25 protein-coding genes are annotated in these 23,221 nt (G+C 63.1%); 9 read left to right on the top strand and 16 right to left on the bottom strand.

Features of this window, described 5'->3' with window-relative positions:
- Positions 1-5 precede the first annotated feature (5 nt).
- The 5 genes from IFT80_RS16765 to fnr all read right to left on the bottom strand — a co-directional run bounded on the left by IFT80_RS16765 (position 6) and on the right by fnr (position 4,207).
- Positions 6-803, bottom strand: a complete 798-nt coding sequence (locus tag IFT80_RS16765; RefSeq protein ID WP_192137916.1) for an SDR family NAD(P)-dependent oxidoreductase — start codon at positions 801-803, stop codon at positions 6-8.
- A 100-nt stretch (positions 804-903) separates the two neighbouring features.
- Positions 904-1,626, bottom strand: coding sequence for a CatB-related O-acetyltransferase (locus IFT80_RS16760; RefSeq protein ID WP_192137915.1), 723 nt, complete (start codon positions 1,624-1,626; stop codon positions 904-906).
- A gap of 52 nt (positions 1,627-1,678) precedes the next feature.
- A complete protein-coding gene (locus tag IFT80_RS16755; protein ID WP_192137914.1) occupies positions 1,679-2,740 on the bottom strand; it encodes an SDR family oxidoreductase in 1,062 nt (353 codons plus the stop codon).
- Positions 2,741-2,847: 107 nt separating this feature from the next.
- The gene (locus IFT80_RS16750; protein WP_122475837.1) at positions 2,848-3,396 is read right to left on the bottom strand and encodes an adenine phosphoribosyltransferase; all 549 of its coding nucleotides are present in this window, start codon (positions 3,394-3,396) and stop codon (positions 2,848-2,850) included.
- Between the two features lie 76 nt (positions 3,397-3,472).
- Entirely contained in the window at positions 3,473-4,207 is a 735-nt protein-coding gene (gene fnr, locus IFT80_RS16745) for a fumarate/nitrate reduction transcriptional regulator Fnr (protein WP_192058234.1), read from the bottom strand.
- Positions 4,208-4,387: 180 nt separating this feature from the next.
- Between fnr and IFT80_RS16740 the strand changes: the two genes are divergently transcribed.
- The 3 genes from IFT80_RS16740 (at position 4,388) to IFT80_RS16730 (ending at position 6,350) form a co-directional block, all read left to right on the top strand.
- On the top strand, positions 4,388-4,762 hold the full coding sequence (locus IFT80_RS16740; protein WP_122475833.1) for a hypothetical protein: 375 nt from the start codon (positions 4,388-4,390) through the stop codon (positions 4,760-4,762).
- A 22-nt stretch (positions 4,763-4,784) separates the two neighbouring features.
- On the top strand, positions 4,785-5,537 hold the full coding sequence (locus IFT80_RS16735) for an SDR family oxidoreductase (protein WP_122475831.1): 753 nt from the start codon (positions 4,785-4,787) through the stop codon (positions 5,535-5,537).
- 120 nt (positions 5,538-5,657) lie between these two features.
- Positions 5,658-6,350: a GNAT family N-acetyltransferase gene (locus IFT80_RS16730; protein ID WP_192058236.1), complete on the top strand. Its 693-nt coding sequence runs from the start codon at positions 5,658-5,660 to the stop codon at positions 6,348-6,350.
- 13 nt (positions 6,351-6,363) lie between these two features.
- Here IFT80_RS16730 and IFT80_RS16725 read toward each other — a convergent pair whose 3' ends face one another.
- On the bottom strand, positions 6,364-6,729 hold the full coding sequence (locus IFT80_RS16725) for a response regulator (protein WP_122475828.1): 366 nt from the start codon (positions 6,727-6,729) through the stop codon (positions 6,364-6,366).
- Positions 6,730-7,054: 325 nt separating this feature from the next.
- On the opposite strand from IFT80_RS16725, the gene IFT80_RS16720 reads away from it, so the two are divergent.
- Positions 7,055-8,542 carry a YdgA family protein gene (locus IFT80_RS16720; protein ID WP_163007414.1) on the top strand — a complete coding sequence of 496 codons (1,488 nt, stop codon included), beginning with the start codon at positions 7,055-7,057 and terminating at the stop codon, positions 8,540-8,542.
- A gap of 22 nt (positions 8,543-8,564) precedes the next feature.
- Here IFT80_RS16720 and IFT80_RS16715 read toward each other — a convergent pair whose 3' ends face one another.
- Positions 8,565-9,098, bottom strand: coding sequence for a cytochrome b (locus IFT80_RS16715; RefSeq protein WP_192137913.1), 534 nt, complete (start codon positions 9,096-9,098; stop codon positions 8,565-8,567).
- Between the two features lie 233 nt (positions 9,099-9,331).
- Between IFT80_RS16715 and IFT80_RS16710 the strand changes: the two genes are divergently transcribed.
- Entirely contained in the window at positions 9,332-11,224 is a 1,893-nt protein-coding gene (locus tag IFT80_RS16710) for a methyl-accepting chemotaxis protein (RefSeq protein ID WP_192053379.1), read from the top strand.
- A 63-nt stretch (positions 11,225-11,287) separates the two neighbouring features.
- Here the strand turns inward: IFT80_RS16710 and IFT80_RS16705 are convergent, their stop codons facing one another.
- The 3 genes from IFT80_RS16705 to IFT80_RS16695 form a co-directional block, all read right to left on the bottom strand.
- On the bottom strand, positions 11,288-13,399 hold the full coding sequence (locus IFT80_RS16705) for a TonB-dependent siderophore receptor (RefSeq protein ID WP_192137912.1): 2,112 nt from the start codon (positions 13,397-13,399) through the stop codon (positions 11,288-11,290).
- A gap of 81 nt (positions 13,400-13,480) precedes the next feature.
- Positions 13,481-14,254, bottom strand: coding sequence for a YkgJ family cysteine cluster protein (locus IFT80_RS16700; RefSeq protein ID WP_122475818.1), 774 nt, complete (start codon positions 14,252-14,254; stop codon positions 13,481-13,483).
- Between the two features lie 89 nt (positions 14,255-14,343).
- Positions 14,344-14,742, bottom strand: coding sequence for a hypothetical protein (locus tag IFT80_RS16695; RefSeq protein ID WP_192137911.1), 399 nt, complete (start codon positions 14,740-14,742; stop codon positions 14,344-14,346).
- A 102-nt stretch (positions 14,743-14,844) separates the two neighbouring features.
- On the opposite strand from IFT80_RS16695, the gene IFT80_RS16690 reads away from it, so the two are divergent.
- On the top strand, positions 14,845-15,948 hold the full coding sequence (locus IFT80_RS16690) for a DUF1615 domain-containing protein (protein ID WP_122475816.1): 1,104 nt from the start codon (positions 14,845-14,847) through the stop codon (positions 15,946-15,948).
- Positions 15,949-15,963: 15 nt separating this feature from the next.
- Here the strand turns inward: IFT80_RS16690 and IFT80_RS16685 are convergent, their stop codons facing one another.
- Genes IFT80_RS16685 through IFT80_RS16675 form a run of 3 tightly spaced genes read right to left on the bottom strand, consistent with a single transcriptional unit; the run spans position 15,964 to position 18,681 of the window.
- Complete coding sequence (locus IFT80_RS16685) at positions 15,964-16,626, bottom strand: response regulator transcription factor (protein WP_192137910.1); 663 nt, start codon at positions 16,624-16,626, stop codon at positions 15,964-15,966.
- A 2-nt stretch (positions 16,627-16,628) separates the two neighbouring features.
- On the bottom strand, positions 16,629-18,020 hold the full coding sequence (locus IFT80_RS16680; RefSeq protein WP_122475812.1) for a sensor histidine kinase: 1,392 nt from the start codon (positions 18,018-18,020) through the stop codon (positions 16,629-16,631).
- Positions 17,998-18,681, bottom strand: coding sequence for a response regulator transcription factor (locus IFT80_RS16675; RefSeq protein ID WP_122475810.1), 684 nt, complete (start codon positions 18,679-18,681; stop codon positions 17,998-18,000). Before IFT80_RS16675 ends, IFT80_RS16680 begins: the two co-directional genes overlap by 23 nt.
- A gap of 227 nt (positions 18,682-18,908) precedes the next feature.
- On the opposite strand from IFT80_RS16675, the gene IFT80_RS16670 reads away from it, so the two are divergent.
- Together IFT80_RS16670 and IFT80_RS16665 are read left to right on the top strand one after the other, a co-directional pair.
- Positions 18,909-19,355 carry a hypothetical protein gene (locus IFT80_RS16670; protein WP_122475809.1) on the top strand — a complete coding sequence of 149 codons (447 nt, stop codon included), beginning with the start codon at positions 18,909-18,911 and terminating at the stop codon, positions 19,353-19,355.
- 75 nt (positions 19,356-19,430) lie between these two features.
- Entirely contained in the window at positions 19,431-20,396 is a 966-nt protein-coding gene (locus IFT80_RS16665) for a sensor domain-containing diguanylate cyclase (protein WP_185794544.1), read from the top strand.
- A 9-nt stretch (positions 20,397-20,405) separates the two neighbouring features.
- On the opposite strand, the gene pbpG is transcribed toward IFT80_RS16665, so the two are convergent.
- The 3 genes from pbpG to IFT80_RS16650 form a co-directional block, all read right to left on the bottom strand.
- Positions 20,406-21,326 (bottom strand): D-alanyl-D-alanine endopeptidase, encoded by a 921-nt coding sequence (pbpG, locus tag IFT80_RS16660; RefSeq protein ID WP_192053387.1) that lies wholly within the window; start codon positions 21,324-21,326, stop codon positions 20,406-20,408.
- Between the two features lie 202 nt (positions 21,327-21,528).
- Complete coding sequence (locus tag IFT80_RS16655) at positions 21,529-21,717, bottom strand: hypothetical protein (protein ID WP_122475803.1); 189 nt, start codon at positions 21,715-21,717, stop codon at positions 21,529-21,531.
- Positions 21,718-21,829: 112 nt separating this feature from the next.
- Entirely contained in the window at positions 21,830-22,216 is a 387-nt protein-coding gene (locus IFT80_RS16650) for a hypothetical protein (protein ID WP_122475801.1), read from the bottom strand.
- A gap of 183 nt (positions 22,217-22,399) precedes the next feature.
- Here IFT80_RS16650 and IFT80_RS16645 point away from each other — a divergent pair, with 183 nt between their 5' ends.
- Positions 22,400-23,218 carry a shikimate 5-dehydrogenase gene (locus IFT80_RS16645; protein ID WP_192137909.1) on the top strand — a complete coding sequence of 273 codons (819 nt, stop codon included), beginning with the start codon at positions 22,400-22,402 and terminating at the stop codon, positions 23,216-23,218.
- The last annotated feature ends 3 nt before the right edge of the window (positions 23,219-23,221 follow it).

Genomic DNA, 23,221 nt, shown 5'->3' with positions numbered 1-23,221 from the left:
AGGTTTCAGTTCTGCACGGCTGTCACCGAGCCACCGTCGACGCGCACATTGCTGCCATTGACGAATGACGCTCGCTCCGACACCAGCAGCGCGATCACCGCAGCGACTTCCTCGGCCTTGCCCCGACGTTTTTGCACGATGCCAGGGCGTTCCTCTTCGAGAAAACTCTCGATCGCCTCCTCGAATGAGGTGCCCATCTGCTGCGCGCGCTGTTCCATCATGCCATCGGTCATGGGCGTCTCGATGAAAGCAGGCGCGACGGTGTTGCACAGCACGCCGAATCCGGCTTCCTTGTAGGACAGGTTCTTGACGAACGCCGCCAGCGCAGCCTTGGCCACGTTGTACACCGCTTCCTCCCAGTACGGTTGCACCGCATTCTCCGAGGTAATGCAGACAAAACGTCCCCACTCTCGCTCACGCATTTTCGGAATGGTGGCCCGCGCCACGCGGACGGCGGAAAAGAAGTCAGTGCTCCAGGCTTCCTGGTAATCGGCGTCGGACAAAGCCAGTGGGTCGCCCTTGGCCCCGGTGACGCCAGCGGTGTGGACGACAATGTCGATCTGGCCAAAGCGTGCTTCGGCTTGAGCCACGAGATGGTCGACCTGCTGCTGGTCGGTCACATCGGCTACCACGCTCAGCACTGTCTCGGGCAACAGGGCGGCTACTCGCTCGAGCTTGTCTGCATCGTTGTCGCTCAACACGACAAAAACGCCTTCCTCGCCCAGCAGCCTCGCAGTTGCCAGGCCCAGGCCGCCGCTGCCGCCAGTGATGAGCGCCACACGCCCCTTGATTCCCAGGTCCATACCGGCCTCTCGTTCGCGCAATGAATGTGCAGTTGAGACAGGCACGTCACAGCCGGGATTCAATCATTCTTCATGGATGAGGGCCGGCAGCCGCCGCAGGTCAGAGCGTTTCGATGCGCCATGTTGCGCTGTGCAGCTTGATCCTGCGCGGCTTCAGGCTGGCTGGAGGCGTGTCGGCCAGCGTCTCGAGCAGCGCCTGGGGCTGTTCCATGGGCAGTTCCGCCAATGCCTCAGGCGGCAGCTCCCACCATTGGCTGGCGAGCAGTCGTTCGATGGTCTCGTGGTCGAAGCGGTAGCGAATAACCCGTGCCGGCGTGCCGGCGACGATGGCGTAAGGCGGTACGTCCTTGTTCACAAGCGACTGAGCCCCAACCACGGCACCCGTGCCGATGCTGATGCCGTCCATGAGCATGGCGTCGCGCCCGATCCACACGTCATGGCCCAAGGTGGTCGGGGTACTGACGTAGTAGCCGGCCACTTCGGGAGTACGGGCCGCCCGCAGGGCAAAGAGTTTGCTATGGGTAGACAGCCAGCCCAGCGGGTGGGACTGGCGGCTGTGACCGATGACCGTGCCGGCCGCAATCGAGCAGAAGCGTCCGATCTCGGACACCTCGTGCAACTCGGCACCGCTCATGATGGCGGTGTGTGCACCAATGCTCAGGCGCTGCCCGAAAAGCTTGACGTCATGCAGCTTGACGCCTTCTTCCAGGGTCAGCTCAATACCATTGCGCAGGCCCCGGCTGCCGCAGTCAAGGCGACACTTGCGTGCCGCCAGGGCCTTCTTCAGCTTGCGGTCGAGCAGGGCGCGTTTGAGAACGTTCATTGCGTGGGTCCGGATCAGTGAGGCAGACCGCCAGCATATCCCATACGCCGCCTCAGGGAATCAGACGCTCGCTGCGCAGCTTCTCGAACACATCGAAGAACGCCTGGTCACTGGCCTGGAACTCCTTGAAGCCCAAGCGGCGGCTCTTGGAAACGTCGGTCACCACTTCGATGGGCCGGCCCAGGTCGGCGTCGGTGTGCCATGGTGAAACCAGGCGGTCGATATCGGCTTCCAGCAGGCCATGCTCCTGAGCCAGCTGCTGCCACACCGCCGCATCGTCGGCCATCTGCTCGGCCAGGGGCGTGACCTGCTGCGGAAAGGGCGAAGCCTGCACACCGAACCAGTCGGCGATCTGGTGCCACATCCAGCTCCAGCGAAACACGTCGCCGTTGGTCACGTTGAACGCCTGATTGGCCGCGGCAGGCGTCGTGCTGGCCCACAGCAGTTGTTTGGCCAGTAGGCGAGCATCGGTCATGTCCGTCAGGCTGTCCCACTGCACGCGCGAACCGGGGAACACGAACGGCCGCCCGGTGGCCTTGCAGATCGACGCGTATACCGCCAGGGTGGTTGCCATGTTCATGGCGTTGCCCACCGCGACACCGGTGATGGTGTGGGGGCGATGCACGCTCCAGGTGAAGCCATCGCGCTCGGCGGCGGCGAACACTTCGTCTTCCTGGGCGTAATAGAAGTTCTCGACGTCCAGGCGGCCTTGTTCTTCACGGAAGGGCGTCTGTGGCAGGCTGCCCTTGCCGTAGTTTTCGAACGGGCCCAGGTAGTGCTTGAGGCCGGTCACCAAGGCCACATGCTTGACGCTGCCCGCCGCGCGCAGCGCATCGAGCACGTTGCGCACCATGGCGGCGTTGACACGGATATTCTCCGCTTCGGTATCCTGGCGAGCCCAAGTGGTCAAGAACACGTGGCTGGGCTTCAGCTCGGCCAGTGCCGTGGCCAGGGAGGCTGGGTCCATCAGGTCGGCCTGCACAGGGGTAACCCCTTCGGCCACGTTGGGCTTGCGCGCCAGTCCGGCAACCTGCCAACCCTGATCCAGCAGCAGTCGCGAAGTCGCGCTGCCGACGATACCGCTTGCGCCTACTACCAATGCAGAATGAGTCATGTCGTCTCCAGGTGTGAGTGGATGCTGTGGATGTGGACCGCAACATTCCGTCGGGGACTGCATCGGATGGCCTGTGGTGCGACGTCGCAGTGGTGCTGCAACGAGCGCTAGCGCTCGTCGAGTGCGAAGCGGGTCAGGCAGAAGGTGCCGACGCCGGCGTCCTGCAGACGCTGCGAGCCTTGCAACTCGGGCAGGTCGATGATCGCGGCGGCCTCGAACACCTCGGCCCCCATGCGCCGAACCAGATTGGCCGCGGCGATCAGGGTGCCGCCGGTGGCGATCAAGTCGTCGAACAGCACCAGCGAGTCGCCTTCGCACAGGCTGTCGGCATGCACCTCCAGGAACGCTTCGCCGTATTCGGTCTGGTAACCCTCGCTCAGCACATGGGCGGGCAGCTTGCCTTGCTTGCGGAACAGGATCAGCGGCTTGTTCAGCTGGTGGGCAACGATGGAACCGATCAGAAAACCGCGCGCATCCATGGCACCGATATGGCTGAACGGGGCGTCGATGTAGCGGTGCACGAAACTGTCGATCACCAGGCGCAGAGCCTTGGGCGACTGGAACAGCGGGGTGATGTCACGAAACACCACGCCGGGCTTGGGGAAATCCGGCACAGGGCGGATCAGGGATTTGAAGCTGTGTTCGTCGAAAACCATCAGTCGTAGCTCTGGCAGGGCAGGGGTCGTGCAGTATAACCCTCAGTGGTGGCCAGTACTGCCCCACCTGCCGTGCTCATTCGAGCACCGTGCCACCGGCCACGGCGCACAGGCGTTGCGCATCGAGGATGCGTACTTCCTTGCCGTGCGCTTCGAGCAGCCCACCGTGCTGGAACCGAGTGAACACCCGCGACACCGTTTCCATCGCCATGCCCAGGAAGTTGCCGATCTCGTTGCGCGACATGCTCAGACGAAACTGCACCGCCGAGTAGCCGCGTGCAGTGTGCCGGGCCGACAGATTGGCCAGAAAGGTCGCGATACGCTCCTCGGCGGTCTTTTTCGACAGCAGCAGCATCATTTGTTGATCGTCGCGGATCTCGCGACTCATCACCCGCATCAGCTGGCGACGCAGCTGCGGCAGTTGCACCGACAGCTCGTCGAGGCGTTCGAAAGGAATCTCGCACACCGACGTGGTTTCCTGTGCCTGCGCGGTCACCGGATACACCAGGCGGTCCATCCCGGACAACCCCAGCAGTTCGCTGGGTAAATGAAATCCGGTGATCTGCTCTTCACCCCTGTCGCTCAGGCTGAAAGTCTTCAAGGCACCGGAACGCACGGCATATACGGCTGCGAAGGCTTCCCCCTGGCGAAACAGGAACTCACCCTTCTTCAGCGGGCGGCCGCGCTTGATGATGTCGTCCAGCGCATCCATGTCGGCCAGTTCCAGTGACAGCGGCAGGCACAGCGGCGCCAGTCTGCAGTCCTTGCAGTGGGCCTGATGAGGGGCGCGGTTTTTCGCCGGCTCGGACATTGCTTCGATCCTTGTTGAAACGTATTGATAAGTGCAAGTTCATCCCTGCAAGGGTAACCCAGCCGCGCGCCTGCAAGCCAACAACCGCCCCCACGCTCGGCGCACCCAGGGAACTACAGGTGGCCAACGGGCTCAGCTACAACAGGAAACCCATCACGTCATTGCCCGAGGTAGACATCCATGAAAGCGCTCTTGCATGCCCTGAAGTACACCGGCCTGGTTGGAATGCTCTTCGCTGCCTCGTGCGGTGTGGGGGCTGCGCCGGGCGTCAGTGCCTCGAGCCCGGCGCCGGGTTCCGCTGCCAGCCCCGCAAGTACCACGGCCCCGGCACCTGGCACCGCCTCGACACCCGGCACTGCGCAGCCCCAGGCCAACACCACGCGCAACCCCTCCAGCGGCATGAATCGCGCGCCGGCCACTCGAAGTTCGAGTACGATCCCAAGGCCTGCGCCCTCGGCATCGCCTGAAGGCGGCGATATGCTCCAGCAGCAGCGCCAGCAAAGCGGTGAGCAGATGATCCAGGAACGCAAGGGGCGCGCAGCGGACAGTAATTGATCCCGAAACCGGAGAGACAAGTATGTCGAAGAAGATAGCGTTGGTGACAGGTGCCGGCAGCGGCATTGGCCAGGCAACGGCCCTCGGTTTGGCAGCCGACGGCTTCTGCGTGGTGCTGGCAGGCAGACGCCTGGAGACCGTGCAGGCCGTGGCTCAGAAGATCGCCGAGCAAGGCGGTGAAGCCCTGGCCGTGGCGGCCGATGTGCGTGACAGTGCCAGCGTGGATGCGTTGTTCGCCAGGGTCGAAGAGACTTACGGGCGCCTCGACGTCATCTTCAACAATGCCGGTATCGGCGCGCCCGCAGTGCCCATCGACGAGCTGGACGTGGCCAAATGGGCCGACGTACTGCAGACCAACGTCACCGGGGTTTTTCTGTGTTGTCGCGCGGCGTTCGGGTTGATGCGCCGACAGCAGCCGCAAGGTGGCCGGATCATCAACAACGGGTCGATCTCGGCGCACACGCCACGCAGTTTCAGCATGCCCTATACCGCCAGCAAGCACGCCGTGCTGGGCATTACCAAAAGCCTTGCGCTCGATGGTCGCGAGTTCAACATCGCCTGCAGCCAGATCGATATTGGCAATGCCCTCACCGATTTGTCGGCGCGCATGACCAAAGGTGTTCGCCAGGCCAATGGCGACATCGCCGTCGAACCCATGGTCGATATGGTTCACGTTGTCGACGCGGTTCGCTATATCGCCAAGCTGCCTCTATCGGCCAACGTACTCAACATGACCGTCATGGCGACCAACATGCCGTTCGTTGGCCGCGGCTGAAGTGCGCTCTGCCAGCCCGTCGCCTGGCTGGCGGGCACGTTCCACTGTCGATCCAGGCAAGGTACGGTTTATCATTCGTGCTCTTTCACCTGTGTGCGTCCTGCCGGAGCCTTGCTACCGATGTCACTGATCCATCACTCCACCTGCGCGCCGTCCGAAGACGTCAAGAGCCAATTGCTGCAGATGGTGGTCGACTACCTTACCGACATCAGCAGCCTGGGCATTACCCCGAGCAACCCTTTGTACCAGCTGTACCAATACGGCGTCGGCTATGAAGTGCATCTGTACCTGGAAGCGATGGCCGGAGGGCGTGAGGTAAAACCGGAGCTGGTGCTGGCGTTCGACCCTGCCCGACCGGAAACGCTCGACGGCTTCGCCCTGTTCCTGCGAGCCGCCCATGACCCCGCAGTGTGCACGGTGGCCTACATGGCAGTGCGCATGGCGCGGCGCAGGCAAGGAGTGGCGCGGGCGTTACTCGAGGCCATCCGGGTGCGTCATGCCCACGTCGAACTGGCGTGCGTACTGGGCAAGGTGCCCTGGTTCGAGAATCTGGGCTTTCAGGTGATCGGCGCGCAGGGGCCGCAGGTCAAGCTGAGCAGCGATGGCGGGGCAACCGACCAGCCCATTGCCGTGCTGGATGTCGCACCTGTCTACGCTTCGCTGGAGGTCCGACAGATTCATGCCTATCTGCTCAATCAGCATGGGCGCAAAGCCATGCTCGAGGCCGAAAGAAAACGCGACCGCCAGCTCGACCAGATGACGCGCCAGGCCGCGACATTCGCCAGGGATGCCTTGCAAGGCAAGCCACGCTGACGCGCTTTACCCATCAATGCATGTGCAGTGAGGTCGTCACCTTGCTCAACAGCCGTTCGTTGGTCCACGGCTTTGGCAGAAACTGAACATTCGGCCCCAGATCCAGGTCGCGACCCGAGTAACCCGAGGTCAACAGAATCGGCAGGGTAGGCCAGCGCTCGGCGGCCATCTTGCTCAAGTCGTAGCCGTCCATATGCCCCGGCATACGGATATCGCTGACGACCATGTTGACTTCTCCCGGATGCGTCTCGAGAAAGTCGTAGCCTTGGTCGGCGGTTGCGAATGCCGTCACCTCGAAACCTGCATCTTCGAGCACCGTCGTCAGCAGGAGGCGGATAAGGTCCTCATCTTCAAGGACTAGAATGGAGGCGGTAGTCATGGGGGCGTCCCTTCAATGATGCGTAAGCGTCTGAACAGTCGACTGACGCAACGCCCAAGGGTTCTGTGCCTTAAAAAAAAGACTGACGGAAGGGCATAAACTGTTGCGCACAAGTTACGGATATGCAAAGAAAACGGCGCGTTTCCGCGGCCGCGACCAAAGTCATCATCGGTAGCAATTTGCCGTCGGACGAGCCACTGCCTGGCTGGCCGGTAACTAAGCGCAGGTGCTAACCTGCGGCCCGGCGCTGCGCCGTGGCCGTTTTGCTCGCGCCCTGGGCGGCAGTGCTCCGGGTGCAGCGGTATTCTTTCGAATGAGTCCGATCATGAACAAAGCAACAGGCATCATTGCCGGCATCGTCGTCATGGCTGCGGCCGCCACCCTGGGTGGCGCTTGGTATACTGGCACCCAGTTGGAGCCGGTCCTCGGCAATGCCATCGAGCAGGCCAATCGCGAATTGGCTGCCTCCTTCAGCGTCGACGGCCAGCCGGGCATGCAGATCGAATTGCTGTCCCTGGAGCGGCATTTCTTCACCAGCACCGCGCACTACCGAATCAGACTTCACGGCATGCAGGCCGAGGGCAGGCCCGAAAACCGCGAGTTGTTGCTGATCGATCATATCGAGCACGGGCCGCTGCCCTGGTCACACCTGAAAACATTCAGGTTGATGCCAGTGATGGCCGCGAGCAACTTCGCCCTCGAGCGCAACGCCGACACCCAAGCCTGGTTTGCCATGAGTCAGGAGCAGCCGCCGTTGCGCGGTCAGGCCAGCATCGGTTACGACGGTGCCAGTGACACGCGCCTGCAACTGTTGCCGCTCGACGCCCGCGAGGGCAACGACACCGTGAAATTTTCCGGCTTGAACGCCCGCCTGGTGTTGAGCGCCGACGCCAGCCATTACAGCCTGACCGGCCGCAGCGAAGAACTGCTGGCCGACATCGAAGGCCAGGCAGGTCGCCTGCAGGCGCAATTCAAAGGCTTGAGCTTCGATACCGGCGGCACCTTGGGTACCTCTGGCCTGTACCTGGGGCACTCGGAACTCAAACTTGCCCAGGCCAGTCTGCAGGGCGCCGAGATCGCCCCCGTCCAGGTGGAAAACCTTGCCGCTTCCGGCCTGATGCAGGAAGTGGAGGGCAAGCTTGACGTCCAGGCCAGCTACAGTATCGGCGCCGTGAACTATGCCAGCCGACCGGTCGGCGCGCTGCAGATGAGCATCAAGCTGGCCAACCTCGATATCGTTGCCAGTCGGGAATTCGGTGATTTCTATCGAACGGTCATCGCGCCGCAGTGGCAGACACCTTTGCCAGACGGAACATTGCCACCCTTGCGCTTGAGCATTGCCCAGCGGCAACAATTGGAAACGCTCATCGGCAGGCTGCTGGATGCCAAGCCCCAGTTGCAATTGGAACGCTTGAGCCTGGCCACCGACCACGGCGAAAGTCATTTGAGCATGACGGCTCGCCTGGCCAATCCCGCGCCGGCCAAACCCGGCTCGCCAGCCTATTGGCCCGCACTCATCGCCAATGTGCAGGCGGATCTGCAACTGTCCAAGCCGATGCTGGCAGACGTCGGCAGCCTGCAGGCCAGGCTCCAGGGGCAGACGGACCCGGCCCGTGTGGAACAGGCCGGACGGGATCTGAGCGCTACCGTCGCCGGGCTGGGGCAGATGCTCGGGCTGGTCAAGGACGAAGGCGAGCATTTACGTGCCAGCCTGCGCTACAGCGATGCCGTGGTGGATTTCAACGGCCAGAAGATGCCCCTGTCGCAGTTCGCGCAGATGCTCGGACAGTTCAGCAGCATCGGCCAGCGCTGACGGCAGGCGGCCGCCGTACGCGTCAGTCGCGTTGCGGCGGCAGCATCCGCTCGAGCATGCCGTCCCGGCGCACCGCCACGTGCCATACCGTGGCGGCGACATGCATGATGATCAATCCGTACAGCGCGAATTGCCCCCACACATGTACGGTGTTGGCGAATTTACCCAGCGCCTCGTTCTGGACGAACCCAGGCAGCGACACCAGCCCGAAAAACGGCACGTCCTGGCCATTGCCGGCCATCAGGTAGCCGGTCACTGGCATGGTCAGTAACACGGTGTACAGCAAGCCATGATTCAGATGGGCCAATACCCGCGTACCGGCACCGATCTCCGCTCGATAGGCTGGCGCCCGGTGGCGCCAGCGCCAGGTCAGCCGGATCAGCACCAGAAGGGCGACACTGATGCCCATGGATTCATGTGCCAGGTACCAGAGCACCCGAACCGGACCGGGCGGAAAATTCTCCGCTACCCATACGCACGGCAGCACCAGGCACAGCGCGGCGACCGTCAGCCAATGCAGGGCCTGGGCAAAGCCGTTATAGCGTTCGATAGCCATGCACTTACTCCTCAATACGTGACAGTCACATGCGGTGCCCGGTTGGACCGATCGACCCGAGCGGTGTCACTGTTTGTAAGCCCAACCGTCAGTCAAATCCGACACATGGTGTTATGGAAATAACTACCGACAGTCGGAAATGACTAGTGGCATCAGGCTATTATTGGATCCACGCTAAATACTGTCACACATTTGCCGATAGCCCGTGCAACATCACAGCGGACCTACCGGCCATGCAAAAAACCCTGAAATTCAGCCACAAGATTCTCCTGGCCGCTTCGCTCATCGTGACCGCAGCCTTCGCGTTGTTCACGTTCTATAACGATTACCTGCAGCGCAATGCCATTCGTGCCGACCTTGAAAGCTATCTGCACGAAATGGGCAGTGGCACTGCCACGAACATCCAGCACTGGCTCTCGGGACGCATCCTGCTGGCCGAAACCCTGGCCGAGAGCGTTGCCCTCAACCCCAGTCCAGAGGCCATAGGCGCGTTGCTCAAGCAGAAGACCTTGCTGGCCAACTTCGAGTTTGCCTATCTGGGCAATGTCTCGGGAGGTTATTTCCTCGAACCGCCCGATACCATGCCCGAAGGCTACGATGCGCGCACCCGTCCCTGGTACACCGACGCCATGAACGCGCGCCGGACCATCCTCACCGAACCTTACGTCGATGCCGCGAACGGCAAGACCATCCTCACTATCGCCACCCCATCGCTGAGCGCCAATGGTCAGCCGGTCGGTGTAGTGGGCGGGGATCTGAGCCTTGAGACGCTGGTCAAGACCATCAACTCGCTGGACTTCGACGGCAGTGGCTACGCCTTTCTGGTCAGCGCAGACGGCAAGATCCTGGTCCACCCCGACAACCAGTTGGTGATGAAGTCACTCAAGGACGTGTACCCTCAGCACACACCGCGCATCGGCAGCGACGTCACCGAGGTCGAACGCGATGGCCGTCCGTCCATCGTGACCTTCGCCAAGGTCGAGGGGCTGCCTTCGGTCGACTGGTACATCGGTCTGAGCATGGACAAGGCCAAGGCCTACTCGATGCTCAGCCAGTTTCGCAGCTCGGCGGTGATCGCTACGGTCATTGCCGTGGTCCTTACCATCGCCTTGCTTGGCATGCTCATTCGCCTGCTGATGCAGCCTTTGCACGCAATGGGCCGGGCCATGCACGACATCGCCGAAGGCGAGGGCGACCTGACCCGTCGGCTCACCCTGCACAGCGCCGATGAGTTCGGCGCCCTGGCGCTTTCGTTCAACCGTTTCGTCGAACGCATCCATGACTCGATCCGCGAGGTAGCCTCGGCCACTGGCCAGGTCAACGAAGTGGCGTTGCGCGTGGTCAGTGCCTCGAACTCCTCGATGCTCAACTCCGATCAGCAGGTCAACCGCACCAGCAGCGTGGCCGCCGCCATCAACGAACTGGGCGCCGCCGCGCAGGAAATTGCCCAGAACGCCGCCCTGGCTTCGCAGCACTCCAGTGCCGCGCGCAACCTGGCCGCCGATGGCCAGGCGGTGGTCGGCCAGACCATCAGCGCCATGAACGTACTGTCGCAAAAGATCAGCGGCTCGTGCAGCAATATCGAAAGCCTGAACGCCAGCACCGTCAACATCGGTCAGATCCTGGAAGTGATCACCAGCATTTCACAGCAGACCAACCTGCTTGCGCTCAATGCGGCGATCGAAGCGGCGCGCGCCGGCGAAGCCGGGCGGGGCTTTGCCGTGGTCGCCGACGAAGTCCGTAACCTCGCGCACCGCACCCAGGAGTCGGCCCAGCAGGTTCAGGGCATGATCGAGCAGTTGCAGGTGGGCGCTCGCCAGGCGGTCATCCTGATGAACGAAAGCCAGGGCCAGAGCGAGTCCAGCGTCACCATCGCCAATCAGGCCGGTGAGCGTCTGGTCAGCGTGACCCAGCGCATCGGCGAAATCGATGGCATGAACCAGTCGGTGGCCACCGCTACCGAGGAGCAGACTGCGGTGGTGGAATCGATCAACGTCGATATCACCGAGATCAACACCCTCAACCAGGAAGGTGTGGAAAACTTGCAGTCCACCCTGCGTGCGTGCGCCGACCTCGAACAGCAGGCCCTGCGGCTCAAGCAACTGGTCGGTAGTTTCCGCATCTGACGCCTGGGTGTGCGCCGGTAGGGCGGCCTTCAGGGATGAGGCCGTCGTACGGGCAACCGCCCTCTACATATCCACGGCAACGCTCAAGGTCAGGTTGCGCGGCTCGCCGGGCATCGCCCAGTAGTTGCTGTAGGATCGCTCGAAGTACTTTTCGTCGAACAGGTTGTTCAGGTTGACCCCCAGGGTGACCTTGTCGCTGGCCTTGTAATGCGCGAGCAAATCGACTGTGTGATAGGCGGGCAACTCGAAACGGCCCCCGGACTCGCCGGACCGATCCCCTACATAGGTGAACGCGGCGCCGATATCGGAACCGCGCAACGGCCCGTCCTGAAACTCATGGACGCCCAGCAGGCTGGCGCTGTTGCGTGCCACGCCAAGCAGGCGGCTGCCCTTGGGCACGCTGGCGTCGCCCTCGGTGACCTCGGCGTCGATCCAGGCGTAGGCGCCGATCACGCGTAGTGAGTCGGTCAGCTGGCCACTGAACTGCAAGTCGACGCCCTGGCTGCGTGCCTTGCCGATGGCGCGATTGAGGTTGCTCGCCGGGTCCAGCGCCAGCACGTTCTCTTTGTCGATGTGAAACGCCGCCAGGGTCGCGCTCAGGCGCTCGTCGAACAACTCGGCCTTGAGCCCCGCCTCGTAGCCCATGCCTTCTTCAGGGTCGAACGACTTGCCGCCGGCATCCAGCCCGCTGTTGGGCTTGAACGACGTCGAGGCATTGGCGAACAGCCCCCATTGCGGCGTGAGTTGGTAGAGCAGCCCGGCGCGCTGGGTGAAAGCATCCTGGCGCTGCAGGTTGCGATTGCCGGTAGTGTAGTCGGCGATGCGCTGTTCGAAATGTTCATAGCGCACGCCCAGCATGCCGCGCAGTTTGTCGCTGAACACCAGTTGATCCTGCAGGTTCAGCGCGTGGCTGCGCACATGCTCGCGAAAATCCGAGCCCGACCGCGCGCCTGTGGGTTTGGGCTGGCCGTACACCGGGTCGAAGATGTCGATTCGGTAGGCACCTGCGGTGGCGGTCACCCGTTCGTTCTTGCGGTAATCCTCATATTCGCTGCCAATCAACAGTTCATGCTGCACGCTGGCCGTGTCGAGGAAACCGCGCAGCTCGACCTGGCTGATGCTGTCGTGCCAATCCATGTCGCGCTCTCGAAAGCGCCGATTGACCGTATGGCCGTCAGCGTTGAGCGCGCGTGCCTCACTGGCATCGCCGCTCAGCTCGCCCTGTTTGTAGTGGCTGGCCACGCGCAGTTGCCAGTCGTCGTTGAGCCGGTGTTCCAGCGCGGCCTGGATGCGGTTGTTGTCGTTGTCGATGAAGCCGTCGTTGGGCTCGCCGAGAAAGGTCCGGCGCGAGCCTCCACCCCAGCCATTGCCCGGCGCTACCACCCCGCGGTCGAACACCGATTGGTGGCGCACCAGCTCGGCCTCCACCAGCAAGGAGGTGTCCGGATCCAGCTGCCAGCTCAGCGATGGTGCCACGTACACCCGCTCGTTCTGCACATGGTCACGGAAGCTGTGGTTGTCTTCCACCGCCAGGTTGACCCGGCTCAGCACCTGGCCCTCGGCATCGAGCGGGGTGTTCAGGTCCAGGCTGGTGCGATAGCGGTCCCAGGAGCCGGCGCTGCCGTACAGGCGCGCGAAGGATTCGGCCTGGGGTTTCTTGCTGACGATGTTGACCGTGCCGCCGGGATCGCCACGTCCGTACAGGCTGGCAGCCGGGCCCTTGAGCACCTCGATGCGTTCGATGCTGGAAACGTCCGGGGTCGCAGGGTAGCCGCGGTTGGCGCTGAAGCCGTCGCGGTAGAATTCCGAGGTGCTGAAGCCGCGCACGCTGTATTCGTAAAGCGTCAGGCCGCCGAAGTTGTTCTGCTGGGACACACCCCCGGCGTATTGCAGGGCACGTTCCACATTGCTGCTGCCCAGGTCCTGAAGCACCTGGACCGGGATCACGCTGACCGCTTGGGGAACGTCCTTGATCGCGGTATCGGTCTTGGTCGCGCTGCCCGAACGGGTCGCGCGGTAGCCGGTGACCGGACCGGTCGCGGTTTCCATATCGCCACCCGCCGTGACGCTGATGGCTTCCAGTTCGAGGGTTTCGGGCGAGGTTTCGGCGTAGGCGGGCATCCCCAGTACGCTGAAGGCGAGGCCGGCCATGGGGGCAAAACGAGGTGAGCGCATGTGCAACGATCCATTATGTTATAGTTATAATATAACGTAATGATTCGTGACGTGCATCTCCCATCTGCGCGTTTGCGCTGCTCAGGCCACCCGGCGCAGCGAAATGAACATGGCGTCGTCGGCCAGGATGGCTGCGATCATCGCGCCGGTTTCGGCCAGGCGCCGTGCCAGGTCCTCATCCGGGACGTGCAGGTCCCAGCGCGTCAACAAGTTATTCGTCAGCATCGGCATGGTGTCGACCTCGCGCAGCGCCGCGAGGAAAGCGGCAGGCGGCGGCAGGTAAGTGGTGAAGCCATCGCCCTTGAGCGCAGCAGTGTGGATGCCCAGCTGCGCGCACACTTGCGCCTTGGCAGCGATGTCGTCACGGTCGGCCTGACGCGACTGCTCGATCAACGCCGCCAGCGGCGCGTCGACCAAATGCCCACCGGCAATCAACGCCGGTCCAGTGGCCCAGGCTTCGGTCGGGCAATCCTTCATGTCCGGACGCAGTGGAATGTGCGGGTTGATCTCCATCGGATAGATCCGGCACACCAGCGGCCGCTTGGCATAGATGCCGCAGCGATTGTCGGCATCCAGGTTGCGGCAAGGTCCGACGTTGTAGGCGGCGAAGGTGATCGAGACGTAGGCGGGCGCGCTGCCGCACAGCACGGGCAGCGAACGCCGTCTGGCATGTTCCTGTTGCGCGTGGCTGAGGTTCAGGCTGTGCAGCCCGGGGCCGTTTTCCAGGAAGGCTTCGAGCAACACGATCAACTGGCCGCCGTCTTCCGCCCAATGGCGCGCCTCGGACAGCGTCAGCGGTACGTGATGGTCGCTGCAGCATTTGCCACAACCGGTGCAAGAAAAACGTGTGTCCATGCCAACCCCGTCTGTTCGGAAAGAGTGACGAAAACATGGCGTTTCGACACTGATGAACTGGACCAGAGCAGATTCCGTGCCAGCTCCCTTCAGCCGCCCAGCAGGTCGTGGGCGTCGAGCAGCCGGTAGGCCACCTCGGGGTTCTTTTCCAGGCCGCGACGGATGGCAGCCGGAATCGCTTGCCGCGTCTTGCGGCACAGTCCCGGCAGTGCGTCGATATGGATAGCGATGCCACGCATGCTGCGCACCGTGCTCGAGCCAGGCGTGACTTCGACACGCAGGCCGAGCTGGTCGAAGATACGCTGCTGCAAGCGCCGCAGGTCATCCAGGCTGTCCACGTTCTCCAGCCGTTCGAGCAGGCGCTTTTCTTCATCGCGGGTCAGGCGCAGGATGCGCAGGTCGGCATCGGGAACCGCGTGCAGGCGTTCGCGCTCGCAGATGCAAGCGCCGGGTGGGCAGGGTTGGCGAGTGGCAGGGGCCATGGTCATGAGCGCAAGCATAGCCAGACTGCGGGGTATTTGCACTGGGGCTGTCGACATGCCGGGGCCTCGTCCATACTGGCGCAAATCCATCCGTTCCCAAGGCCTTACATGTCCAGAAGCCGGCTCGCCGTGCGCCATGGCGCACTGAGCATCCTCCTTGTATTGCTCGCCGCCTGTTCCAGTCAACGCAGCAACCAACCCCCGGCACCTTCGCCCGAACAGGTGCGTGCCAAGCTCGTGCAGCTGCTGCCCGCCAAGGTCACCGACCGCGAGGGCTGGGCTGCCGATATCGAAACGGCCCTGAACGTGCAGGGCATCCCGGGCAGCGATGAAAACCTGTGCGCGGTGCTGGCCGTGGCCGAGCAGGAGTCCACCTTCCAGGTCGACCCCAGCGTGCCGGGGCTGGGCAAGATCGCCCGCCAGGAAATCGACCGCCGCGCCGGTCGGGTGCATGTACCGGGCTTTCTCGTCGACGCTGCGCTGGGCATTCGCTCGGTCGACGGCAAGTCCTATGCGCAACGGCTGGAGGCTGCGCGCTCGGAGAAACAGCTCAGCGAAATCTTCGACGACTTCACCGGCATGGTGCCCTTGGGCAGGCAGCTGTTCGGCACGTTCAACCCAGTCCGCACCGGCGGGCCGATGCAGGTCAGCATCGACTTCGCCGAGAAGCACCGCGCGCGCTACCCCTACACCGTGGACGGTTCGATTCGCCGCGAAGTGTTCACCCGGCGCGGCGGCATGTATTTCGGCATTGCCCATCTGCTTGGCTATCCGGCCAGCTACGAACGTCCGTTGTACCGCTTCGCCGATTTCAACGCCGGCTGGTACGCAAGCCGCAATGCGGCGTTCCAGAATGCCGTGAACCAGTTGTCCGGCGGCCGTCTGGCGCTCGACGGCGACCTGATTCGCTACGACTCCAGCGCCGCCAGCAACACCGAGCTGGCGGTACGCAATCTTGGCAACCGCTTGAACATGAACGACCGCGACATTCGCCGTGCCCTCGAGGAAGGTGAAACCCTGGATTTCGAAAAGACCACGCTCTTCGAGCGTACCTTCGCCCTGGCCGACAAGGCTGCCGGCAAGCCGGTTCCGCGGGCGATCCTTCCGGGCATCAAACTGCAGAGCCCGAAGATCACCCGCAACCTGACCACGGCCTGGTTTGCCCAACGGGTGGACGAGCGCTACGCCCGCTGCATGCTGCGCGCCCGCTGAGGGCCCCGGGTTCGCTTAGTCGGCGCGCAGCAGCAGCGGCTCGGCCAGGCTGTAGCCAAAGCCGCGCAGGGTCTGCAGGGCTTCGGGGCAATCGAGCTGGGCCAGCTTGCGACGAAGGTTGCACACGTGTCGCTCGATCAGCGCCGTCTTCGGCGCCTGGCCTGCGCCCCACAATTGCTGCTCGATGGACTGCCGGCTGACCGCGCCAGGGTTGCTTGCCAGCATCGCCAGCAAGCGATGCTCGCTGACGGTCAGGCTCTGCTGGCGCTTGCCGCGTCCGACCATCAGCCGCGATGGCGACAACCACAGGCGTGAAGGCGGCAGGGCAGGGGCGCGCGGCCGCGCACGGGACAGTGCCTGCAGACGCGCCAGCACCTCGGCCGAGGCGACCGGCTGCGCCAGGCACGCATCGGCCCCGGCGCGCAGGGCGGCGATACGGGCCTGACGGTCGTCGCCGGCCAGCAGCACCATCAGCGCAGCGCTGCCCCGGTGCGCCAGGCAGTGCTCCAGCGCGCCCTGGCCAGAGCGTTCCAGTGCCAGCACGATGAACCCATATTGGCCTGGCACAAGCGCCTGCGCTGCTGTGGCCGTATCGACCGTGTGCAGCGTTGTGGCGTGTTCCGCCAATGCGCGTTGCAGGGCGTTGTCGGGCGTGTCGCTGATATAGAGCAGGTTCATGTTCACACCAATGCCTTGCTTTGTCGGCACCACAGGGTCATCCGCGTGCCACCTTGTTCGCTGCTGCCCACTTCGAGGGTAAACCCATGCAGCTTGACCACCGCAGCAACGATCGACAGCCCCAGGCCGAAGCCGCTGTGCTGGCCGTCGGCTTCGCAACGATAGAAGCGTTGAAAGATCGCTTCGCGCTCCTCTGGTGCGATACCCGGTCCGCTGTCGCTGATTTCCAAACGTGTGGCGCCGTTTTCCGCCGTGGCGCCAAGCACCACCAGACCGTGCGCCGGAGTGAACTTGATGGCATTGCTGAGCAGGTTGCCCACGGCTTCGAACAGCAGCGCGCGATCGCCATGCAGCATCGGCAGCGTGTCGGGCACGTCCAGACGCAGATTGATGCCCTCGTCCTCGGCCAAAGGCAGATAGAAGTCGTGCAGTTCGTGCAGCAGCGGTTGCGGGTCGAAGGAAATGAAGCCGGAACGTCGACGGTGGTCTTCGATTTCCGAGATGCGCAACAGCCCACGAAAACGCGCCATCAGCGTGTCGGCTTCAGCGATCACATCGTCCAGTTGCAACGCTTGGCGCGAATCCGCCGGCGCCTCCTGCTGGATGCGATACAACTGGGCGCGCAGGCGGGTCAGGGGGGTACGCAAGTCATGGGCAATGTTGTCGCAGACGCCCTTGACCTCGATCATCAGTTGCTCGATGCGTTCGAGCATCGCATTGACGATCGCCGCCAGCATGTCCAATTCGTCGCGGCGGTCCGAGAGCGGCAGGCGGGTGGTCAGGTCACCGGCGACGATGGCATCGGCACGGGCCTCAATGGCGCGGATGCGTCGCAATGGCCTGCGTCGCAGCAGGTGCCAGCCGGCGATCCCGGGAATGATCGTCAGCGAAATCCCCCACAACAATGCGCGCAGGATGATGTGGGTCACCGCGAACAACGAGCCGTTGTCACGTACCAGCACCAGCCAGCGACCGTCCAGGGTACGCATGGCCACCGCGTCGCAGCTGTTCTGCGGCATCTGCGGATTGGCGCTGTCCACGCAGCTGTCCAGGTCGTGGATGCGACCGTCCAGCGGCAGGCCCCGCGGCACTTGCAGCAGCTGGCCGGACAACGGCCGCAGTTGCAGGTCGAACAGGCCATAGGCATCGAAGGTGCGATCATCGAATGCTTCGCTGGCAGCCAGCGCCTCGTTCAGCGCTTCACCGTGGAACCGCGAGAACAGATGTTGACGCTGCATCAGGGAGTGCCGCGCCAAGTCGGCGAGGTAGGTCGAGACCTCGTAGTACAACACCCCCATGAGGATGCTGCTCCAGGCCACGAACAGAAAGCTGTAGAGCGCCAGCAGCCGACTGCTGGAAGAACGCCAGCCTTTAGACAGGTTCGGCAATGACATAGCCGGAGCCTCGCACGGTCTTGATCAACGGTGCGGTGCCCGGTGGGTCGATCTTCTTGCGCAAGCGGCCAATGTGCACGTCGATCAGGTTGGTGCCCGGATCGAAGTGATAACCCCAGACTTCTTCGAAGATCATCATGCGCGTCAGGATCTGCCCGGCATTGCGCATCAGAAATTCCAGCAACTTGTATTCGGTGGGCAGCAGGTTCAGCGCCTGTTCGCCACGGCGTGCTTCGCGGGTCATCAGGTCCAGGGTCAGGTCGGCGACGCGCAGCGTGTTGTCGGCGGCGGCCACGGGGTTGTTGCGGCGCAGCAGCACCTCGACCCGAGCCGCCATCTCGTCCGAGGCGAACGGCTTGGTCAGGTAGTCATCGCCACCGGCACGCAGTCCGCGTACGCGCTCGTCGACATCCGACAACGCGCTGATCATCAGAATGGGCGTGCTCACGCCGATGGTGCGCAGGGTCGTCACGATGGCCAGGCCGTCCAGCTCGGGCAGCATGCGATCCAGGGTGATCACGTCGTAGTTGCCGCTCACCGCCTTGACCAGCCCTTCGCGGCCGTTGTCCACCCAGTCGACCTGCAGGCCATGGCTGCTCAGTTCCGCCACGATCTCCCTGGCGGTCACGGCATCGTCTTCGATGGTCAGTACGCGCGTCATGTTGGTCTCTACCCGATGATGTCTGCTGAGGATGGCGGCATTGTGACAACAATCCGCGCACGGCTCGTTGAAGTTTTTTTCATCTTGCGCCACCTCCTCCTTTCTGGGTAACCCCAAGGCAGTTCCGAGGCCGCAGGCCGACGGATAGCACGTTCGCTATGCAGGTTGCTAAAGCCTGGTTGTTTCCGGCCGATGCAACGGTCACAGCCTATAGGGACGCACTCGTCATGAACGCCTTGAACAACATCGCCAGCACCTTGAGCATTCGCCCGTCTGCCCCGAGCAACACTGCCGCGCCGGCGCCCACGGCGGTCGCCGACAGCGAGGCGACGCAGACCGCTGCCGCGCCTGCCGATACCGAGAAAGGCGCGCCGGCCGGTGGCGCTGGCGGCGCGGGCGCAGCCCAGGGCAGCAGTGGTACATCGGACACGATCAAGGCGCTGCAAAAGCAGATTGCCGAGTTGCAGAAGCAGCTTCAGGAACAGCAGCAGGAGATGGCGCGCATCCAGGCCAGCCAGCAAAGCGAAGAAAGCAAAGCGGCCTCCGTGGCCGCCATCCAGGCGCAGGTGGTCGCCACCTCTGCGGCGCTGCAGACCGCCACCGCTGGGCTGCTCCAGGCCATGCAGGAATCCGGCAGCAGCACCGCCGGTTCCATGGTCAGTACCACGGCTTGACGTCCACCCCAGGCTACTTATAAACCCTTGGTCCATGAGCTAGGCTAGGGGCAGACATCACCGAGGAGCTCCCCAATGCTGGCGCCTGCCAAGCCTGTGCATGAAGAAGAGCGCGTACACGCCCTGCATGCGCTGAACATTCTCGACACTCGGCCCGAGGAGCGTTTCGACCGTCTTACCCGCCTGGCCAGGCGGCTGTTCGACGTGCCCATTGCCTTGGTCAGCCTGGTGGACAGCGACCGCCAGTGGTTCAAGTCGTGCCAGGGCATGGCCGCCACTGAAACGCCGCGAGATGTCTCGTTCTGCGCCCATGCCATCCTCAGCGACCAGATCCTCATGATCCCCGATGCCGGCAGCGACGAGCGTTTCCACGACAACCCGTTGGTGACCGGTGAACCCAGGATCCGCTTCTATGCCGGCTGCCCGCTGAAAGTGGGCAATGGCAGCAACGTCGGGACGTTGTGTCTGCTCGATACCCGGCCACGAGTCCTCGACGCCGAGGAACGCGGCCTGCTGCTGGACCTGGCGAGCATGGCCGAGCGCGAGATTGCCGCCTTGCAGTTGGCCAGCATCGACGACCTGACCCAGCTGTCCAACCGGCGCGGGTTCGAAGCCCTCGCCGAGCATGCCCTGAGCATGTGCAGGCGCATGGGCACGCCGGCGTCGCTGCTGTTCTTCGACCTCGATCGCTTCAAGGTCATCAACGACACCTTTGGCCACGCCGAAGGCGACCGCGCCCTGGTCACGTTCGCCCAGGTATTGCGCAGAGTGCTCAGAGAAATGGACATCGTCGGAAGAATGGGCGGGGACGAATTCGTCGCGCTGCTGCTGGGCTCCAATGCCGCCGCAGGCGATGCGGTCATCGAGCGCCTGGGCCGAGCCCTGGCAGACGCCAACGCCGAGCTGCAAGGCCGCTACTCGATCACCTACAGCGTAGGTCGCATCGAGTACGACCCCGGGCGTCACGACAGCGTAAAGCGTCTGCTGGCCGATGCCGACGGCGCCATGTATGCCCGCAAGCAGGCCGCCAGGCGTTCGTGATCGGCGCGGTCAGTCCGCGGCCTGACGCATTTGCTTCTTCTGCGCCTTGTAGTCCATCGCCACCGCCGGCGGTGCACTGCTCTTGCCGGTTTCCACCCATTTGCGCAGGCGGCTGGCGTCGGCAAAGTGGGTGTACTTGCCGAAGGCATCGAGGATCACCATGGCCACCGGTCGACCTCCCATTCGCGTCACCAGCACCAGGCAGTGGCCGGCCATGTTGGTGAAGCCGGTCTTGGTGATCTTGATGTCCCAGTCGTCCTTGTTGATCAAGTGGTCGGTGTTGTGAAAGCCCAATGTATAGCTGGGTTTCTTGAACGCCACGGTCTTTTCCCGCGTGGTGCTCAGCTCGCTCAGCAGCGGATACTGCTGCGCCGCCACCAGCAGCTTGGTCAGGTCGCGTGCGGTCGAGACGTTGCTGGTCGACAGCCCGGTGGGCTCGACATAGCGGGTGTGGGTCATGCCCAACGAGCGAGCCTTGGCATTCATCGCCGCAATGAACGCACCGTAGCCACCCGGATAGTGATGCGCGAGGCTCGACGCCGCACGGTTCTCGGAAGACATCAAAGTAATGAGCAGCATGTCCCGGCGATTCAGCTCGCTGCCGAGCTTGACCCGCGAAAACACACCCTTCATTTCCTTGTTCTGGCTGATGTCCACCGAAATCACTTCGCTCATGGACTGTTTGGCATCCAGCACCACCATGCCCGTCATCAATTTGGTCACCGACGCGATGGGCACCACATGGTCGGCGTTGTTCTCGTAGACCACTTTGTTGGTCTGCAGATCGATCAGCAGGGCACTGCCCGAGGCCAGATGCAACTGCGATGGGTCACGCGGGATGGCGGCTTTTTCCGCCGCTTGCAGGTTCGGGGCGACGACAAAGGTGGTCAAGGCCAGCCACAGGCTGAAAAAAGATAGCGGGGTCTTCACGCGGAGCGCTCACTGAAAAAGAGGTAGATCGGGCTGATGATCGAGGCGGGGTCGAGAGTGTCGAATGTCACACGTCGGAAGTATGGCAAAGCGCCTGCCGATTGTCGCGCTTGTCGGGATGCACCGCGTGAAGAAAAGCTCATCCAGCTCGATGTCCAATGAAAAGCCCCGCAAGGCGGGGCTTTGTCGCAAGCGCAATGAATCAGGCCAACTGAGGGTGCTGCGCCGCAGTGAGTGTGGCGTACGCTTGCTTGGCATGGGGCAGGGAGGGCAGGGGGCCGCTGATAGCCTCGCCGTCGCGCACTACGTACCAGCACGCCAGAAGGCCCAGATCGCGCAACTTTTCCGGGACTGCACTGCCGACTACCGACATGATTCTTAATACAGGCATGAGAGACCTCCGTGGTTCCTGCCGACCACCTTACGAAATCGACCCGCACCTTAGAAATCACCTTGCTCGATAGTCACCATCGACAATCCCTATCGCGCTCACACCGCGCGACTCACCAGCGCGGCGGGCCGTAGTAGACCGGCGGAGGCCCATAGTAGCCGCGCGGTGGCCCGTAGTAACCACGCGGCGGCGGTGGTGCCGCATACACGGGGTAGGGCTGCGCATACACCGGCTGCGACTGGACATACACTGGCTGCTGTACATAGACAGGCTGTTGCACATACACCGGTGGCGGGCTTTGCACATACACCGGTTGCTGTTCCACATAGACCCGCTGCGGTGCATTGGAGGTGACCACCGCGCCGACCACGGCCGCACCCAGTACCGCGCCCAATATACCCGGCCCGGCACCCTGCCAGCCGCCGCCATGCGCCGAGGCCTGGCTGGCCATCGCCAATGTGCCGACCAACAGAGCGATCTTGGGAAGTTGACGCATCATGATAGATTCCTCGTGTTTCGCACCCCTGGCGTTCGAACCTGCGATAGGTCCAAAGCATTTCGCCGGGAACACGACTATGACAAAAAATCAGTCGAAAGCGTCCCTGTCCATGGGTAAATTTTGTGTAAGGGCATGGCGTCGTCAGCCCGCTTTCATACGTCACACGCTGCCCGGAGGCCACCGATGTCCATTTCTCCCAACCGCGATACCACCCTGTGCATGTCCCTCGCCGCGCGTCCCGGAACGTTCGGGGTGCGCTTCCACAATCACCTGTACGACCAGTTGGGTCTCGACTACTACTACAAGGCCATGACCACACGCGACCTGCCAGCCGCCATCGGCGGCATGCGCGCCCTGGGCATCCGTGGCTGCGGCGTGTCGATGCCATTCAAGGAAGCCTGCATACCCCTGGTGGACGAGCTGGATGCGTCGGCAGCGGCCATCGAGTCGATCAATACCATCGTCAATGACAACGGTCACCTGAAGGCCTACAACACCGACTATCTGGCCATCCGCCAACTGCTCGACACGCACGGCGTCGATCCCGAAACCACCTTTGCCCTGCGTGGCAGCGGCGGGATGGCCAAGGCCGTGGCTTCCGCATTTCGCGACGCTGGTCTGCGCAATGGCTTGATCATCGCTCGCAACTACGAAACCGGCCGCGCGTTGGCCGACGCCTGCGGTTATCCCTGGCAGGCCGAGCTGGGCGATTCGCGCCCGCAACTGCTGGTCAATGTCACACCGATCGGCATGGCCGGCGGCGAGCAGGCCGACGAGCTGTCGTTTGAAACCGCCGCCATAGAAGCGGCGCAGCGGGTATTCGATGTGGTCGCGATGCCTTGGCAGACACCATTGATCAAGGCCGCGGGCGAACTGGGCAAACCGGTGATCACAGGCTTGGAAGTCATTGCCATCCAAGCCCTTGAACAGTTCGTGCTCTACACCGGCGTGCGTCCAACGGCCGAGCAACTGCGTCTGGCCACCGAGTACGCCCGCAACTGATCA

The organism is Pseudomonas sp. CFBP 8771 (assembly GCF_014841695.1).
Classification (GTDB): domain Bacteria; phylum Pseudomonadota; class Gammaproteobacteria; order Pseudomonadales; family Pseudomonadaceae; genus Aquipseudomonas; species Aquipseudomonas baltica.
This window is presented reverse-complemented; position numbering and strand designations above follow the sequence as displayed.